Origin of the sequence: Pelodictyon phaeoclathratiforme BU-1, from assembly GCF_000020645.1 — a bacterium.
GTDB classification, from domain to species: Bacteria; Bacteroidota; Chlorobiia; order Chlorobiales; family Chlorobiaceae; genus Chlorobium; species Chlorobium phaeoclathratiforme.
On record NC_011060.1, the window covers coordinates 2,715,466 to 2,732,373 of the forward strand.

Annotated in this window: 21 protein-coding genes and 1 tRNA gene; 10 read left to right on the forward strand and 12 right to left on the reverse strand. The window is 49.9% G+C overall.

Going from position 1 to position 16,908, the window contains the following annotated elements; translation table 11 throughout:
- Positions 1-300 precede the first annotated feature (300 nt).
- The 4 genes from PPHA_RS12920 to PPHA_RS12935 all read right to left on the reverse strand — a co-directional run bounded on the left by PPHA_RS12920 (position 301) and on the right by PPHA_RS12935 (position 3,930).
- Positions 301-1,125 (reverse strand): SDR family oxidoreductase, encoded by an 825-nt coding sequence (locus tag PPHA_RS12920; RefSeq protein ID WP_012509258.1) that lies wholly within the window; start codon positions 1,123-1,125, stop codon positions 301-303.
- Positions 1,126-1,223: 98 nt separating this feature from the next.
- Positions 1,224-1,445 (reverse strand): cysteine-rich CWC family protein, encoded by a 222-nt coding sequence (locus PPHA_RS12925; protein WP_041526907.1) that lies wholly within the window; start codon positions 1,443-1,445, stop codon positions 1,224-1,226.
- Positions 1,446-1,472: 27 nt separating this feature from the next.
- Positions 1,473-2,924 (reverse strand): glycerol kinase GlpK, encoded by a 1,452-nt coding sequence (gene glpK / locus PPHA_RS12930; RefSeq protein WP_012509260.1) that lies wholly within the window; start codon positions 2,922-2,924, stop codon positions 1,473-1,475.
- Between the two features lie 286 nt (positions 2,925-3,210).
- Entirely contained in the window at positions 3,211-3,930 is a 720-nt protein-coding gene (locus PPHA_RS12935) for a hypothetical protein (protein WP_012509261.1), read from the reverse strand.
- A gap of 448 nt (positions 3,931-4,378) precedes the next feature.
- Here PPHA_RS12935 and PPHA_RS12940 point away from each other — a divergent pair, with 448 nt between their 5' ends.
- The 7 genes from PPHA_RS12940 (at position 4,379) to PPHA_RS12965 (ending at position 8,625) form a co-directional block, all read left to right on the forward strand.
- Positions 4,379-5,458 carry a helix-turn-helix domain-containing protein gene (locus tag PPHA_RS12940; RefSeq protein WP_012509262.1) on the forward strand — a complete coding sequence of 360 codons (1,080 nt, stop codon included), beginning with the start codon at positions 4,379-4,381 and terminating at the stop codon, positions 5,456-5,458.
- On the forward strand, positions 5,439-5,924 hold the full coding sequence (locus PPHA_RS12945) for a PIN domain-containing protein (RefSeq protein WP_041526565.1): 486 nt from the start codon (positions 5,439-5,441) through the stop codon (positions 5,922-5,924). The genes PPHA_RS12940 and PPHA_RS12945 overlap by 20 nt, the downstream gene beginning before the upstream one ends.
- Before the next feature lie 112 nt (positions 5,925-6,036).
- Complete coding sequence (locus PPHA_RS12950) at positions 6,037-6,831, forward strand: ABC transporter ATP-binding protein (protein ID WP_012509264.1); 795 nt, start codon at positions 6,037-6,039, stop codon at positions 6,829-6,831.
- Positions 6,828-7,613: an ABC transporter permease gene (locus PPHA_RS12955; protein ID WP_012509265.1), complete on the forward strand. Its 786-nt coding sequence runs from the start codon at positions 6,828-6,830 to the stop codon at positions 7,611-7,613. The genes PPHA_RS12950 and PPHA_RS12955 overlap by 4 nt, the downstream gene beginning before the upstream one ends.
- A gap of 115 nt (positions 7,614-7,728) precedes the next feature.
- A complete protein-coding gene (locus tag PPHA_RS15745; protein ID WP_190274000.1) occupies positions 7,729-7,872 on the forward strand; it encodes an addiction module protein in 144 nt (47 codons plus the stop codon).
- Between the two features lie 238 nt (positions 7,873-8,110).
- Positions 8,111-8,329 (forward strand): addiction module protein, encoded by a 219-nt coding sequence (locus PPHA_RS12960; RefSeq protein ID WP_012509266.1) that lies wholly within the window; start codon positions 8,111-8,113, stop codon positions 8,327-8,329.
- Entirely contained in the window at positions 8,326-8,625 is a 300-nt protein-coding gene (locus tag PPHA_RS12965) for a type II toxin-antitoxin system RelE/ParE family toxin (RefSeq protein ID WP_012509267.1), read from the forward strand. The genes PPHA_RS12960 and PPHA_RS12965 overlap by 4 nt, the downstream gene beginning before the upstream one ends.
- Positions 8,626-8,738: 113 nt before the next feature.
- On the opposite strand, the gene PPHA_RS12970 is transcribed toward PPHA_RS12965, so the two are convergent.
- Complete coding sequence (locus PPHA_RS12970) at positions 8,739-8,963, reverse strand: addiction module protein (protein WP_012509268.1); 225 nt, start codon at positions 8,961-8,963, stop codon at positions 8,739-8,741.
- 117 nt (positions 8,964-9,080) lie between these two features.
- Here PPHA_RS12970 and PPHA_RS15750 point away from each other — a divergent pair, with 117 nt between their 5' ends.
- Complete coding sequence (locus PPHA_RS15750; protein WP_150085716.1) at positions 9,081-9,365, forward strand: hypothetical protein; 285 nt, start codon at positions 9,081-9,083, stop codon at positions 9,363-9,365.
- Here the strand turns inward: PPHA_RS15750 and PPHA_RS12975 are convergent.
- The 5 genes from PPHA_RS12975 to PPHA_RS12995 all read right to left on the reverse strand — a co-directional run bounded on the left by PPHA_RS12975 (position 9,328) and on the right by PPHA_RS12995 (position 14,564).
- Positions 9,328-9,834 (reverse strand): hypothetical protein, encoded by a 507-nt coding sequence (locus tag PPHA_RS12975; RefSeq protein WP_012509269.1) that lies wholly within the window; start codon positions 9,832-9,834, stop codon positions 9,328-9,330. The two genes, PPHA_RS15750 and PPHA_RS12975, sit on opposite strands and share 38 nt — an antisense overlap.
- A gap of 2 nt (positions 9,835-9,836) precedes the next feature.
- Complete coding sequence (locus PPHA_RS12980; RefSeq protein ID WP_012509270.1) at positions 9,837-10,898, reverse strand: AAA family ATPase; 1,062 nt, start codon at positions 10,896-10,898, stop codon at positions 9,837-9,839.
- A gap of 97 nt (positions 10,899-10,995) precedes the next feature.
- Positions 10,996-11,733, reverse strand: a complete 738-nt coding sequence (locus PPHA_RS12985; protein WP_012509271.1) for a TIGR03915 family putative DNA repair protein — start codon at positions 11,731-11,733, stop codon at positions 10,996-10,998.
- A 4-nt stretch (positions 11,734-11,737) separates the two neighbouring features.
- The gene (locus tag PPHA_RS12990; protein ID WP_012509272.1) at positions 11,738-12,991 is read right to left on the reverse strand and encodes a putative DNA modification/repair radical SAM protein; all 1,254 of its coding nucleotides are present in this window, start codon (positions 12,989-12,991) and stop codon (positions 11,738-11,740) included.
- Positions 12,992-13,076: 85 nt separating this feature from the next.
- Entirely contained in the window at positions 13,077-14,564 is a 1,488-nt protein-coding gene (locus PPHA_RS12995; protein WP_012509273.1) for a phytoene desaturase family protein, read from the reverse strand.
- Between the two features lie 21 nt (positions 14,565-14,585).
- Between PPHA_RS12995 and PPHA_RS16050 the strand changes: the two genes are divergently transcribed.
- Positions 14,586-14,744, forward strand: a complete 159-nt coding sequence (locus tag PPHA_RS16050; protein ID WP_190274001.1) for a hypothetical protein — start codon at positions 14,586-14,588, stop codon at positions 14,742-14,744.
- Here the strand turns inward: PPHA_RS16050 and PPHA_RS13000 are convergent.
- Positions 14,736-14,809: transfer RNA gene (locus PPHA_RS13000), tRNA-Pro, on the reverse strand. The two genes, PPHA_RS16050 and PPHA_RS13000, sit on opposite strands and share 9 nt — an antisense overlap.
- A 330-nt stretch (positions 14,810-15,139) precedes the next feature.
- Positions 15,140-15,820: a DedA family protein gene (locus PPHA_RS13005; RefSeq protein WP_012509274.1), complete on the reverse strand. Its 681-nt coding sequence runs from the start codon at positions 15,818-15,820 to the stop codon at positions 15,140-15,142.
- A 170-nt stretch (positions 15,821-15,990) separates the two neighbouring features.
- Here PPHA_RS13005 and PPHA_RS13010 point away from each other — a divergent pair, with 170 nt between their 5' ends.
- Complete coding sequence (locus PPHA_RS13010; protein WP_012509275.1) at positions 15,991-16,881, forward strand: alpha/beta fold hydrolase; 891 nt, start codon at positions 15,991-15,993, stop codon at positions 16,879-16,881.
- Positions 16,882-16,908 lie beyond the last annotated feature (27 nt).

Here is a 16,908-nt window from a genome sequence, read left to right on the forward strand (position 1 = left end):
AGAACAGTTCAACCGAATCTAAAAAAATAATTCAATAACCGTCAATGATTTTAACGCTGTTTGAATAAAGAGCCTTTAGCATTCCTGTACACGAATGGAGCGTCTGAGAAGAGCCTTTTCACTCCACAGCCCAATCACCATAGCGATCTGTTCCATACCACAGCAAGGATACTCCTGCCGTAAGGCACCCGGCGCGGATTCGGCCAGTGCACTAACGATACTGACCTCTGTTTCCGTGAGGAGCTCGAAACGCTCAATTTCGAGCGGGTGCAAGAGATTTATTGGCAGGCAGCCATTTTTTTATCCCAATTGCACAACCGGGTCGGGATAGAGAAAATGATAGTGCAATGCACTGATCAGCTTCTCACTGTTCACCACTTTATAGGGTGCTGTTTCGACGGATTGGGAAAGGGGAATTGCTGGTAACCCGGCAATTTCAGCCGCCCTGCCGTAGTACTCCTTTCTCAGGGGATGAAGCGGGCTGCAAGCGTTGAAGACCTCGCCCCACTGTTTCAAACGAATGATTTCCGTGATGATCCTGATGCAATCGTCACGATGAATGAGGTTCATGGGCTGATCGGGATGCGCAATCTCTGCCATAGTGGCAAGATACTTTGCCGGATTACGGTCATAACCGATAAGACCGCCAAAACGCAGTACCGTTGTCTGAAAAGCGCTCTCCTGCATCAGCATCTCCTCGACAAGGAGCAGCGCCTGACCGGCAAGAGATTCAGGATCAACAGCATCCTCTTCGGTAACCTCCCGGTTGAGAGCCGGATAAACCGACGTGGAGCTGACCAGCAGCACAGAACGCACCGGTGACTGACCAAGTGCATCGATCAGTGAGGAAAACTGCTCAATATGGTACTCAACAATATCGTCGCGCCGCAGAGGGGGGATGTTAACAATAAGGGTATCACTTTGCAGAAAAGCAACAATATCGTCGCCGTTCACCTCCGGGTCAAGCCGTACAAGCCAGGGCTCAACGCCTGCATCATGAAGGGCTTCAAGCTTCTCCTCCCTCGTGGTCGATCCCTTGACCGAATAGCCCTCTTTAACGAGCGCTTGTGCAAGCGGCAGCCCGAGCCAGCCGCACCCGAGTATCGTGATTGTTTCCTTTTTCATGGCACATGTTTTGCTGTTACAGTTTCAATGACCTAATGTACATGATCAGTGACTGCATATCAACTGAATTCACATTGAGTTTCAAGCCTGTCAGAAGATCAGGGGCTTTCGCCCGAACCGGCCTGCTCAATAAGACGATCGAGGCAGGCGCTGCAAACACATGTTTCGTAACGACCGGCAAGATACTCTGTCACTTCTGCCGGAACCTTCCTGCTGGCACACCAGCATGTTGACGAAAGCGCACAGGTAAACAGCTCCCCGCATATCGGGCAGGTTACCGTTTTACCGCTTCCGACACCTTGTTCGATGGAATGTGTCATAATCATTCAATGGTCAATATTGTTGCATTATGTCGTGATCGTCTGGCGAAGCGCTTTCTGCCACTCCATAAGGAGCAGCTCTCTTGCCTCGGGCTTCATTGTGGGCATATATCTGCGTTCTACCTGCTGCAATGCTTGCAGCTCCGCGCCTGACTGCCATATGCCGGTCTGCAATCCGGCAAGGAAGGCGGCCCCGAGAGAGGTCGATTCAATATTCTGTGGTACCAGAACCGGGATATCAAGCAGATCAGCCTGAAACTGCATCAGAAAAGCGTTACTCACCGCTCCCCCGTCAACCATGAGCGCTTTCGGAAAGATTCCGGTATCAGCAACCATCGCCCTGAAAACATCGCATGACTGCAAGGCAATCGATTCAAGCGCTGCACGAACAATATGGTTTCTGTTTGTCCCTCGCGTCAGCCCGACAAGAGTGCCCCGCGCCTCCATATTCCAGTGCGGTGCACCAAGACCGACAAAGGCTGGAACCATAGAGACCCCTCCATTGCTCCCGACCTCCCGTGCCATCGCTTCAGATTCGGCGGCATGATGAATAAGCTGCAACCCGTCGCGCAGCCACTGAATCACCGCTCCGCCAATAAAAACCGATCCCTCAAGCGCGTAACAGGGTTTGCCTGCGGCATTGAGAGCAAGCGTTGTGAGCAGACCATGCTGTGACTGAATAAAGGTGTCACCTGTGTTCATCACCATGAAGCAGCCGGTACCATAGGTATTCTTGACGCTCCCCGGCTCAAAACAGCATTGCCCGAAAAGTGCAGACTGCTGATCGCCGGCAATTGCGGCAATCGGTAGACCGTCAAGCTCCTTCAGGGCCGTTACCCTGCCGAAATCATCCATGGAGTTTCTCACTTCCGGCAGCAAGGATTTCGGGATGGCAAAAATATCGAGCAGCTCATCATCCCACCGCTTCTCCCTGATATTGAACAGCAGCGTTCGGGAGGCATTGGTGAAATCGGTAGCATGTACCGCTCCGTTGGTCAGTTTCCAGAGCAGCCAACTGTCAACGGTACCGAAAAGAAGGGTTTCGGGATTCAGATCAGCATAGTGGTCAAGAATCCAGCGGATTTTGGTGGCGCTGAAATAGGCATCGAGTGGAAGACCGGTTTTGGCGGTGATCAGCTCTCGTTGCGCAGCATACCGCTGGCACAGCTCGCTCGTCCGTCGGCATTGCCAGACAATGGCATGATGCACCGGGTTGCCCGTGTTTTTGTCCCAAAGAATGGTGGTTTCGCGCTGGTTGGTGATACCGATGGCGGTGATAGGCTGTGCAGCGTGCGCCCTCAGCTCCCTGACGCACTGCACAACACTCTGCCAGATCTCTTCTGGATCGTGCTCCACCCACCCCGCCTGGGGGTAGAACTGGGTTAACTCACGGTACGTCTTCACTATGAGTTGACCCTCACGCTCATAGAGTGCACAGGTGGTGCCTGTGGTGCCCTGATCTATTGCCAGAATTGCCATGGCTCTCTGTTTTGCTGACGCGTTAACGGGTTACAACAGCTCCTGCAACAGCCTCCCCTCTTGAGTACAAAGTAGCAATTCGAAAAGAAAACTCCTTGCAGCATCATCACAGAACAAGGGTAAGGGGAAACCGCTCTTTCACCTGCCTTTTGGCGAAATAACGCAGCATCTTGTATTAAGATGGCACATATTAATACAAAAATTGAATTAAAGTGGTAGATTTACTGCCAAACCTGACGGCTGGTCAACATCCCCTTTTACATGGTCAACCAGATTGAACGACTTATCAATGAGAGATGATCACCCGGTAATCGTGAATATCGAGACGAATCAAAACCGGAGCGCCAAACGGCTTACCCTTCGGCCCCTTCGGGGTTACCCGCCTTATTGACGGATAAACAAGTCCTGTACTGTTTTTTGCGTGCTGCAACACAACATTGGATGCGATAGCAAGCGGGCTAATGATTTGTGCCGTATAATCGTGCTGAATCAGGAGGCCGGTCTGGAGGTCAAACCTGAACTGCTGCACCCGGCTGTGTGTGGGAATCGCGTCCGGGAACTGTGCCTCCAGAAATCCCGGCTCAAGCTCCTTCCAGAGGATCTCCTCACTCATCAGCAAAGCCGGAAGAGTAAAATAATTCCATGACGCGTAGTTGGCGAAATAGCTCATATCAAGGTCATCCCACCAGAAGAGCCTTCTGCCGATTTTGAAATAATCCCGAGCATTCCGGCGATCTGCAATGACCTTGCCCTGTTCATCCTCCAGACGGACATCGAGACCATCAAGAACTCCCCTGACAGCAGGGTTGCGCCCGATCGGGGTCAAAGAGGTAAATGGCCGGTGAGCATCGAGAACCATTTTGGCATGATGGAAAAACGGTCGCCCTTTCAGGGTAAACGCAAGTCCGGAAGCGCTCATCTCGACCTCAACCCGTTTTGCGTTCTGCCAGAGCTCACGCCCACCATAGGCCGCAATTGCCTTTTCTGCTGTTACTTTCAGGGTCATAATCGGAGTATCTGGTTTTATTCATGCCGTATAAGGTGCCATCAACTTCATGAGAAAGATGATTGATCATGCGTGAACGAAGAGTGATTGAGTATTCCGGGGAAAGTGTGCCGGGTATACCGGGCGAAAGTGTGCTCATCCATTGTCTTCGAGTGAACTGATCCGTTTGATGGCGCTTGTGTGGAACATTTTCTGTGGGTAGAAGGTGATGATGCCTTGTATCTCTTAAGCAACACATTACATAAGGACAAGATATTCGTAAAATCCACAGCAAACAAATGAACTGGGATGTTTGTTACTTTAGAATAATGGGTGCAACTTTTCAAGTAGCTTCAGATCTGAGTCATCATTACCATTTGGAAAAACGAGCCCTGCTGTATAGATTGAGTTTAAATTATTTTAAGATTTGCACGCATTTTAAACCGAGCCTACGATAAAGCAGGGCACCATGATTGAACACCGTATACGACAGGCTCGTCAGGCGGCAGGGCTGACATTGGCTGCATTGGGAGCGAAAATTGGGGTCACCCACACCGCTATCCAAAAGTATGAGAAGGGCATCATTACCCCGTCATCGTCGATATTGTTGAAACTTGCTCAGGCCTGCGGAGTACGCACTGAATATTTTTTCCGTTCGCATACCGTTGAATTGGTCAATCCTGAGTTCCGCAAGTTATCAACCTTTGGAAAAACAGCACAAGAAGAGCTGACCATCAAAGTCATTGATCTGGTTGAAAAGCGGGTAGAACTTCTTGGTTCATTTCCAGACTCCCCTATCCCTGCATTCGAGCTTCCTGCTGGCCTTCCGGAACACATAGAAAACCTTGACCAGATCGAAGCGATTGCTGACCAGGTACGCAACGCATGGATGCTCGGCATGGATCCGATACCGGATGTATGCGACACATTTGAAGCTTGCGGGCTTCTGGTCATCGTTGTCAACAATATTCATCCTGGATTTTCAGGTTTAAAAGCTACAGCCCGAACAAATGATGGCCGAACCTATCCCATTATTGTGGTGTCAGCACGCTGGCCGGGAGATCGGCAACGTTTTACACTGGCGCATGAATTGGCTCATCTCTTGCTCTCAGGTCGTCTTGCTGATAACCTTGATGAGGAAAAAGCCTGCAACCGTTTTGCCGGAGCTTTCCTTGCTCCTGCCGTTGCCGTAACCCGCCTGCTTGGTCAGCACCGTGACGCCTTGGAATGGAAAGAGATCTACACCCTCAAGCACGAATTCGGGCTCTCTATGGCTGGGTGGCTTATGCGTGCAAAACAATGCGATGTTATAACTGAAGCGCTTTACCGTTCAATGACGATACGGTTTTCAGCAAAAGGATGGCGCAAACTTGAACCGGAAGAGCCCGTACCACAGGAAAACCCGAAACTCTTTGAACAACTGGTCTACCGTGCACTCGGTGAACACTGCATCCCGGAATCCAAAGCCGCCGAATTGCTTGGTATCCCGATGATGTCGTTTTACAAACAACGCCAACTCGAAACAGCGGATGATGCTCCTCATCAGTGACGCAAACATTCTGATCGACATGGAGTCCGGTGATCTCCTGGAGAGACTGTTTCAACTTCCAATTCGTATTGCAATACCGGATATACTCTACAGGGAGGAGATAGAACCCGGCACCCCGGGACTTGAATTAATTGGATTATGCCTGCTTGAAATTACAGGAGAATATGTTGCATACGCCGTAAATCTTTTAAAAAAATACGGAAAAGGCCCAAGTCACAACGATTATCTTGCTCTGGCTTTAGCAAAACAAGAAGGCTGCCCATTGCTCACTGGCGATAAACAGTTAAGGAAAGTTGCTTTATCAGAAGAGGTTTCGACAATGGGGACAATTTGGTTACTCCGAACTATGGTGGAACACAACATAGTAACCGTACAGCAAACCCTTGATGCAATAGAGAAAATGAGAACAGCCGGTCGCAGACTTCCCTGGTCAGAAGCAGAAAGAATCTTGCTCAATCTGCTTTGAGCGTCTCTCTGCACGGCTCCGCCTTCCGGTGACAAATTACGTCATGACTTTTTAATGAGCGCTTTAACCTTTCTGAAAATGAGAAGTTATTTCCATTTACCCTGATCGTTCTATGAACATGCATCAGCAACACAAATCCGGCACCGACCCTTATGTTGAGTTCATTGATGTCGGGGTAACAAAGCTGAGCCCTGCAGGTACAACGATGCTCATTCTTGACCAAATATCGTTTACTGCCCGAAAGGGGGAGATAACCGGAATAATCGGAGCTTCAGGAAGCGGTAAAAGCACCCTGATTCGACTGTGCAACCGCCTTGACGATCCTTCAGTGGGTACGATTCTCCTGAATGGGCAAAATATTGCAACCATAGACCCGCTGCTGCTGCGTCGAAAAGTTGCCATGGTGCTGCAAAAGCCCTTCATGTTTGAAGGCACACTTCTTGAGAACCTGCAACGCCCCTTCCTTTTTCGGGGTGTGGTTCCACCTTCAGCCGAAAGCCTCGAAATTGCCCGGGTTCTTGATCTCGTTCAACTCCCTGCGAAGATGCTGGATCGGGATGCCCGCTCCCTTTCCGGTGGTGAACAACAGAGAGTCAATCTGGCTCGTGCGCTTGTCAACCATCCAGAGGTACTTTTGCTCGATGAACCCACCAGCGCCCTCGATCGCCCTTCAACGGCACATCTGGCCAGCACACTGAGCAACATCTGCCACCATGAACATCTCGCCATTCTTGTGGTGACCCACGACCTCTATCTTGCTGAACATATCGTCAATCACCTGATCTACCTCGAAGCGGGCCACATTGTGGAACAGGGCATTTGCACAAAGATGCTCGCAATGCCCCAGACAACTGCATTCAGCAATTTTCTGACACAACCTGAGAGAGCACAACCATCTTCCTCATGAACAATCCGAACATCATTCCTCTGGATGTGATCCAATTGGTCTACGCTTACGCGCTGATTCTGCTTGCGCTGGCCCTTGCACGCCTGCAGCAGATTGGCCACGAAAAACAGCTTCTCTGGAGTTCAATGCGTATGCTCTTGCAACTCATCGCTGTCGGCTACCTGCTGCATCTGCTCTTTGCCATCAATTCTCCCCTGCCGGTGGTGCTCATGCTGTTCGCGATGGCCGGTTTTTCGCTCCAGGTTGCGGGATCGCGGATTAAAAAACGAATGCCGAATTTCTATCGTGTAGTAGGAAGTTCCATTATCATTGGCTGCGGAGGGGTAACCTTCTATTTCTGTCTCCTCGTAGTCGGCTACTCGCCCTGGTTCGATCCCCGCTATCTCATCCCTCTGGCAGGGATGATTTTCGGTAACGCCATGAACGGTGCAAGCCTTGCTGCCGAACGGCTCTCTGCAGAAATGCATGAACGGCGTGAAGAGATTGAATGCGCACTCTCTCTTGGAGCCACCTCCCGGCAATCCTCCCAGGAGGCTATCCGAAATGCCTACAGTGCGGCTTTGCGCCCAACCATCAACACGATGGCCGCCACCGGAATCGTAGCCCTCCCCGGTATGATGACCGGCCAGATTCTTTCAGGGACAGAACCCATCATCGCCGTGCGCTACCAGATTGCCATACTCTGCGCCATAACCGGAGCTGTAGCCGTGACCTCATTTTTGATTGTGCAGCAAGGCTACCGCCGCTTCTTTACCGACGCCCATCAACTGAAGCGGGAGTGATGTGGGGGAGCGTTTCGGATCAAGCTGATTGTGAATTTTGCAACAAACTCTTATCTATTTGAAAAGGAAGGGCTATGATCACGACAGAGAGGCATGAGCACTATGGGAAATCGACTTGAATTGCTTGAAGGAAGCGCTGAAACTTTCAGCCGCTGAACGTGCAGCTTTTGCCCAGCTTTTGCTCGCCAGTCTTGACGAAGATGCCGAAATTGAGGAGGCATGGGCACTTGAAAACCGAACAAAGGATGACCGAGATTGAAAATGGCACAACCTTGGTTATTCCTCTGGCTGATGCACTTGCACAGGTTCGCGCAGCACTGAAATGAAAACTCGTCAGAATTTACCATCTCTGTGACTCAAGCCTTTACGATTAAGATATTTTCCATTGATGTTCGTACATTGTGTGTATTAAGGCTCGCTCCGAAGCTTATTGCTTTCGCAGATAAAACGGCACAATGGCGGGACTTTTAGGATAAAAAAAATTTGATCTCCATGTTATGCAAAACACCATTGAAATTACGCACCTCTCCAGAGTGGAAAAATTGAGGATCATGGAAGCTATCTGGGACGATCTGACGCATGAAGAGGAATCACTGGTATCTCCTGACTGGCATAAGCAGGCTTTGCAGGAAACAGAACATCGACTGGCAACAGGGCAAGAACAGTCTGTAGATTGGCAAAAGGCGAAAATCGAACTCCGAAAACGATTCGAATGAAAATCAGACTACTCTCTTCCGCACTGGGTGATTTGACTGACGGGAGGTTCTTCTATGAAAAACAGGGCGAAGGATTGGGAGAGTACTTCTTTGATTCTCTCTTCTCTGATATTGATTCCTTGACGCTATATGGCGGGGTTCATCCTGCAATTTTTGGCTATTACCGGATGTTATCCAAAAGATTTCCTTATGCCATTTACTACAAACTTGTGGAGGATGGTTCGGTTGCTGTCGTCTGGAGAGTTCTGGACTTGCGTGGTGATCCAAAAAAAATCAGAAAGTCACTGACCAGGTAATTTTGCTGGAGAGATGAAGACTTTAAGCTGGTAGAGCCATTGTCAACCATTTCACGTTGGTCACGCCCGGATGAGTTTGTCAATATTTTGACGGAGGTGGCGTAAAGAGTGCTTCATTGATAAAACCGTTTCCTCAGATTGTTGAGAACTACATCTCCAGGAATAGCGCGAACCTTTCCAGAACGCAGCTCTTCAAGCTGGCGTTGTGCCTCTTCTGCCCAAGTTTTCTCAATATCAGGTTCACCATGATTGAGGCTTTTCAGCAAGTAATCCACTATCAGCGCCCGATCTTCAACAGGCAGTGACATTACTTCAGTTATCAGTTCTTGAGTGTTCATCGCTTCGTATCTGTTGCTTGGTTAAGTGTATGCAATTCTGAATCACTACACTGCTGAATGTAAACAATCCGAATCAGGAACCAGTTTATCACCGGATAATTACAACGAAATGGCACATTGAGTCACCCTCAAGAAGCAATTCTCCCCATCGTTGCAGCCATTCACGATCGGCACTGCCTTTTGGCAGTGTCTTGCGACTATGCAGCCATTGCCCGCAATACAGAGGATTATCCGCAGCCGTTCGGGCCGCTGAAAAGAATATTGGTTGCTATCGTTTCGCTCTGCTTGCTTGTGATATTTGCAGCTCTTGCATGGCAACGAGGGATATTTTTTGCCCTTGAAGGGATGCTGTTCAACCTGAAAATCAACATACTCTCCATTCAAGCAATTCCATCCGGGTAGTTTCAACAACACGCGAATGCGCATCTATTGGTTTGAGTAGCTTCCTGATTTTTTGTTGGATATTAGCCGGATCAATTGCACGAGGGAAGAGTTTTGAATGTTGTTTTGGTTGCTCAAGGTGCAGGATAACATGCAACTTCTGACATCCCAGCACGGCAATCGCGATTATCTTTTCATGACTATCGTTGGCGTTTACCTTCGCCGGAAGTAGGGCGGCTAAAGTATCATAAACTTTCCGGGCAATTTCTTCAGACAATTCAGAGGGTTTTGTTCGGCGATGTACACGATAATCTTTTACCTCAATCAACCAGAGTGAATAAGAGGGATCAAGTGCAAGAAGGTCTACGGCTTTGATACCTTCCCACATTTTTGAAAATTGATTTCGATAAAAAGACCAATCATCATACCGGCTGACTTTCCAACCATCCGGAAAGTCAAAAATCAAGCCATCAACATTATATTGCTGCATCTTCAGAACCCATCTTCAGAACCCATCTTCAGAAACCTGTCTGATTGCTGCAACTCTTCATCAAGAGCAGTGATGTCACCCACATCATCAGTACTGCTTCCTTGTTGAACAACAACTCCATCAGATGTTTCATGGAGGCCAAAAAAACGGCTTTCTACCTCTTTGTATGCAAGAGTTGATAACAGTATTTCTATTTCTCGCAGAAGAAAAAGACTATGGGTAGCAATAAAAATCTGAATACCTGAAACGCTTAAATCAAGAATACTTTTAGCAACACCTTTAATGATATTTGGATTAAGATTTGCTTCGGGCTCATCCCAGAAGAGATAGCCTTTATCGAGAAGCGCTCCTGTTGCAACTAATCTTGATAACATACCAAGCTTACGATACCCTTCAGCAAGCAAGGGAATTTCAATACGACCATTGATACTTTTTAAATAAAAGCGACCGTTCTTGTCGAGTTCAATCTGGCCGCCCATGGCAGCTTCAAGAGGCTCAAGTAATTCCCGGATTCTCTTCTCTTTCGCCCCTTTTTGCAACAATGCGCCAAGAAGTATGCACGTATCTCTCCAGGTCTCTTCAAATTCGAGATAATGCCCTTCATATACTGATACAAAATTGGGATAAATCGTCAATAATTCACTTGTGGGCAAGTAAACAGGAGAGATATCAAGCCACGTATCAGGGAGTTTTTCTATGCTGACCTCAGACTTGCTCTGTGTCGCAAAGCTGAATGCAATATCAAAAACGGATTGAGTAAACGAGATATTAATATCACACCGTTCTCGGCCCTGCTTTCTTCTGGCTAACCGTCCAAGTTGCTCTGGCCTGAAAACGTTGACAAGTTTTTCAGCCAATTGTATTTGATAAAGTGACTTGGTTGGCGATAAAGAGTTTGATTTTCTTTTTGCCTCTGCACTCACGGCTAAGACAGAATAAAGGATTTTCAGCAAATGTGTTTTCCCTGTACCGTTCTCGCCGATAATCACATTGAGATTGCGGCCAAACTTGAAATCTGCTTCCGGAAAGACCGTAAGATTTTTAATCGATAGCTGTTGTATCACCTTTTCTTTTCCCGGAAATATTGTGTATCCCTCTCTTCTTCCACAAAATGTAATAAAAAAAAGCGTATAAGGCTTACTCGTGGTTTTGCATAAGAGTTCACTCCTCCTGCTTCTCGGTCAGATATTTCCAGTATTTCATGGGCATGTTGGATTTCTGGAGGCGGGGGTTTTTGCGGTCGGGGATGGCGATGGTTTTGAAGAATGCCTGCCAGAGGGCCTGTACCTTTTTTTCGTCGTCTGAGAGGGCGGGGGCGGTGAACTGTTCGATGGTACCGAACTGGAGTGTGCCCTGATTCCAGCGGGCGGCGGTGCGGCGACGGACGTCGTAGAGGAACCAGTGCTGCGCCCGGAGCCTGCGGCTGAAGTGCCAGGCGAGGGGATGGATGATGTTATGGTCGGGCTCCATTTTTGCGAGGTACGCTCCGTCCTGGAGTTTTTCGAAGCGCAGGAGCCCTTTCATGCGGTGGAGTTCCCTGCCTGCTTTTTTGGCAACAGCGACAATGTCGCGCACCGATGGATGGGTGAGGTAGCCGTTGACCTTGTCTCCGTGGATGAAGGCGAGTGCAAGATAGTGGAGCAGGCTGCTTTCCATCTCCTCTTTTTCGGCAAGCATGAAGGAGTAGAGCGTATGGGCGGCGTCGGGGGCCTGTTTGCGGAGCCGGAAAAAGAGATCTTCGGCCTGGGTGGTATCGGTGCCGATAAAGAAGCCATCTTCGAAGAGGGTGTCCTGGCGCTCTGCGAGGGCAACCTGTTCCGGGTCAGGTTCCTCTTCAAGAATCCAGGCAATTGCGGAGAGAAGGCCGTCGGCGGTGCCGTCGTAGAGGTATCGGTTCATGGTTTCAGGAAAAAATACCGGGAAGAACCAGTTGTGTTGAAAGTGCCGGTGCCGGGCTTTCGCCAAGGAGCAGTTGCTGGCGGAGAAGAGCGGCTGGCCGGTCGGGTTTTTCGAAACTTCTGCCTGAACAGGTGATGAAATATTTTGCCCGTTTCATGACCACTCCGATCTTTTTCATCCCTTCCGGGGTGATGGCTGAAAAGCGGCGGGCGGCGATGATGCGGCGGGCCGATACGACGCCGATACCCGGTACGCGCAGCAGGGTTCCGTAGTCGGCGCGGTTGATCTCGATCGGGAAAAATTCCGGATGGCGCAGGGCCCATGCGGTCTTGGGATCAAATGATTCATCAAGATTCGGGGCCTCGTCCGACAGGATCTCTTCGGCGGAAAATCCGTAGAAGCGCAGGAGCCAGTCGGCCTGGTAGAGCCGGTGTTCACGCAACAGCGGGGGTGCGGCAAGCACGGGGAGGCGGTTGTCGTCACTGACCGGTACATAGGCGGAGTAGTAGACCCGCTTGAGGTTCATTTTTTTGTAGAGCCCCTGTGAAAGGCAGAGGATCTGGAAGTCGTTTTCAGGGCTAGCGCCGATGATCATCTGGGTGCTCTGGCCTGCCGGAGCGAAACGGGGAGCACGGCGGCTCGCTTTGCGCTCGACAAGGCTGGAGGCTATCTCCCGGCCAATCAAGGCCATCGGTGCAAGAATTGCATCCTTGTGCTTCTGTGGAGCAAGTCGCTGGAGGGATGTTTGCGACGGCAGCTCGATATTGACGCTGATACGGTCGGCATAGAGCCCGGCTTTGCGCACCAGTTCGCTGCTGCTTCCGGGAATGATTTTCATGTGGATATAGCCGCCGAAGTGCTCTTCGGTACGCAGGATTTCAGCAACCCTGACCATCCGTTCCATGGTATGGTCGGGACTCACCATGACGGCTGAGCTTAAAAACAGTCCTTCGATATAGTTGCGGCGATAGAAATCAAGGGTGAGGTCAACCACTTCCCGTGCTGTAAAGGAGGCGCGTTCAACGGAATTGGAGGATCGGTTCACGCAGTAGGCGCAGTCGTAACGGCAGTCGTTGGAGAGCAGAATTTTCAGGAGCGAAATGCAGCGGCCATCATCCGACCAGGAGTGGCAGATGCCGCCGTTTGAGGTATTGCCGGTTCCACAGGCAGGCCCTTCACGCTTGCTCCCGCTGGAGGCGCATGAAGCGTCGTAACGCGCCGCGCCGGAAAGAATCTGTAGTTTCGACAAGGTTTCCATGAGGGGAAATATAGTGAAGAAAGAACGAACGAAAGAGGGCGCTCACTGGAGAATTGCCTTGCCGGAAAATTAATTTTTCACTCCGTTATGGTTGCTGAAGCCCCACTTTTGTATGCCGCTGCATGAGAAGCTCGATGGTACGCCGGGCGCCGGTCACCACACCGGGAAGCGACTGACCGGGAAAGATGGAGTCTCCAACAAAAAACAGATTGTCGAAGCGGGTGAGCGGCCCGCGAACCTTGAAGAGCGAGGTCTGGGGATAGCCTCCAACGCAACCCTGAAAACGTCCGGTATAACGCTCCCAGGTAACCGGTGTTGCGGCCGTTATACTGTGGATGGCATCGCGGGCGGCGGGAAACTGCTCTGTCAGAACATCGAGTACCCGTGCAGTATAGGCACTCTTCAGCTCCCTGTAGGCAGCCTCTCCTCTCTTTTTTGCCTCAAACCACCGCTCCGGCGAGGTATGGGTCGAAACCGTTACTGCACAAAGGGCTTCAGGGGCACGACCGGATTCTTCAGTGGGTGAAACTGAAACAAAAATGGAGTTACCTTCAGCCAGTTCCCCACTGCTGCCGATAATCTGCACATGACGGGATGATAAGGCGCTGAAGAGGGCTGGTTCCATGCCAAGATAGAGGGTGAAGGCGCTCCAGAGGAGGCTCTCCCTCTTTTCCTCCTGAGGCTCCCCTTCTGATGCAAGGAAGCGATCAAGGGAGTCCGGTGTGAGGTTGGCAAGCACATAATCAGCGGCAAGAGCGCTGCCATCCGAGGTTTCAAGGCCAAACACCTGCCCTCTTACCGAATCAATCCGAATAACCTGTTTACGGTAAAGAACAGCTCCACCGTTCTCTTCAATGGAGGCTGCAAGCAACCTGGAAACGGTTCCAATTCCTCCTTTGACATGATATGCGCCTGCAACCGGCAGATCAAGGGCTATGGCGGCGTTGATGGCATTGGCGTACTCTGAGGTGGTCTGCACCGAGACCAGAAGCTGGGCGTCAATAAAACGCACAAAATCGGGATCCGTATCGAGGCCGTGCGAAGCAAGCCATTCACGGGCTGTTTTTCTGGCAAATGGCAGCAGATGCCGGGTTCCGGAAAATCCGGCAAGAGCTTTACGGGCAAGACGGGCAAGATCACCAACTCCCTTGACTGGCCAGGAAAGCCCCCCTTCAGAGAAATGCCAGAGCAGTTTTGCCAATGCGTTCTGTTCTGCCCAGAATGGCGCCGAGTGGGGAAAACGCTCAAGAATGTCAAAGCGATTCGGCTGAAGATCGAGATGAAGGGCACCATGGCGATATTGCCAGGCAACCGGTTCCGGCTCAACAGGCCAGGTAATGCCAAGCTCTTTACCGAGATTCTCCATCGGAGCGCCTGCATGAAAGCCGCAACCAATCGTTGCCCCGGCATCAAAACAGTAGCCGTTTCGGGAAAAGGTTGCTGCGCAGCCACCGGGATAGTCCTGTGCTTCAAGTACGGTAACCATGGCACCCTTACGCGCAAGCAGTGCGCCTGCGGCAAGTCCGCCTATCCCGGCTCCAATGACAACAATATTCAGATCCTGCAGTTTCATGGCACATCCTTTGGTTTATCCTTGCAGGTAGAAGTAACCGCAGGAGTCCCCAGGAAGTTCTTCAGAAAAAACGGAGCTGACGCAGTGGCTGCAACATCGCTCCTCTTTGAGAAGCAGAGAGAGTTGCGTTTCGGGTATTTCGTGCAGGAGAAGAAAATGCAGGTAAGAGAGTCGGCGTAGCGGGATTTGAACCCACGACCCCTTCCACCCCAAGGAAGTGCGCTACCAGGCTGCGCTATACGCCGATATGATCCGGAAAGAGGATGTAATTATAAAAAATTCTCTGGATTAACATAATTTTATTTCAAAAATCCGCACTCTTTTTCTCTTTCATGAAAAGGGATTCCCGCTCTATTCCACTCTGCCGTTATCAGGTATCAACACTCTGTGCAGAATTCCACAAGAGTGTACAAATTCCGGCAACAGGCACAACAAGCGTTACAAAACCCGGAAAGAAGTAAACAACTTATTTCTTAATAACAAGTTAAGCAACATATCGAAGTACAGCACAGAACCACCATCAGACAAGCTGAAGGAGGAAATAAACAATGCACCAACAAGTTATCAACATTCCATTAACAATTCGGAGTATCCTGTTTCCGGCCAAACCGATGCTTCAGATACTCAATAAAGGGTGGCATAATGGAGATGATAATAATGGCAATAATCAGCAGCTTGAAATTCTGCTGAACGAAGGGAAGCTGGCCAAAAAAGTAGCCACTGTAGCTGAAAACCCCGACCCAAAGCGCCGCGCCAACAATATTGAAGAGAAGAAAGCGGCTGTAGTGCATGGCGCCAATACCTGCCACAAAAGGAGCAAAGGTTCTGATAATGGGAATAAAACGGGCAATGATAATGGTCTTGCCACCATATTTCTGAAAAAATTGGTTGGTCTTGACAAGGTGCCGGGGATTAAAGAGGCTGGATTTTTGATAACTGAACACTTTTGGTCCGAGCTTGTGGCCAATCTGGTAGTTGAGGCTGTCGCCAAGTACGGCCGCAAAAAAGAAGAGAAGAAAGAGATAATGGGGGTCGAGTGATGAGCCGGGCATGGAGGCCAGGGAGCCGGCAGCAAAAAGCAGAGAATCGCCAGGCAGAAAGGGGGTGACGACAAGTCCGGTTTCGCAGAAGATGATGATAAAAAGAATCGCGTAAAGCCAGAGGCCGTACTGCGCGGCAAGTACCTGAAGGTGAGTATCGATATGGAGAATAAAATCGACCAGAGAAGCGAGCAGACTGGTAAGGGAATAGTCCATGGCATTACTTTAATAATAAAAAACCTCTGCTGTTAGCCGAGTGCAATGTACTCATTGAGCACCAGAGTCGCAAAACCTGACTCACCGCCAGGGTTGAGGGATGACTGAAGAAAAGTTTTATTGTTATATATTAAGTTTCTGTTTTGTGACAAGAAACCAATGCAACTCCCATGAGTTATTTTACGTCCAAGCGTTGCCGTCTGTACTACCATGATAGTGCAGAATCTGATCCTTCAAGTCAGGAAAAGCCTGTGGTGCTCTTTGTAAACGGGTGGGCTGTCTCCTCCCGTTACTGGACACCGCTGGTCGAGAGGCTCTCGGCGAAGTACCGCTGCATTACCTATGACCAGAGCGGGACGGGAAAAACGGTCATCAAGGGCTACAACCCGACCTTTACCATTCAGGGCTTTACCGATGAGGCTGCCGAGCTTATTGAACATCTTGGACTCCATAACTCAAGAAAACTGCATATTGTCGGCCATTCGATGGGCGGCATGGTCGCAACTGAACTCTGCCTGCGCTACCGGGATGCCCTGCTGTCGGCCACCATCATTGCCTGCGGCATCTTTGAGGAGACCGCGCTCACCTCTCTTGGCCTCTTTTTTCTGGGAGGATTGATTGATGTCTCCATGAATTTTCGCAACGTCTTTCAGCATGAGCCTCTGAAAAGCCTTTTTATCAAACGGGCGGCCACAAAAGCAATCAGCAAGGAGTACCACGATGTTCTTATCGAAGACTTCACGCAATCCGACAAGGAAGCAACCAATGCTGTGGGCAGGTTCTCGATCGACAGGGAGGTTTTGAGAAGGTATACCCGTCACGTGCTGCTGATCTCTTCACCAATGCTCTGCTGTGTCGGTATGGCCGATCAAACCATTCCTCCCGAGGGTACCCTCACGCTCTACGAAAGACGCAAGGCCGTCTCTTCTGCTCCGACCAGCCTGGCAAAGTTTATGGATCTTGGCCATCTGCCCATGCTTGAAGACACTGCCCGATTTGCGAATGAACTTGAAAAACATTTTGAATTTGCGGAACAATTTCATAAAAAGAGTCCGCAATAAATTGCAGGCCACCATTGACAGAAAATC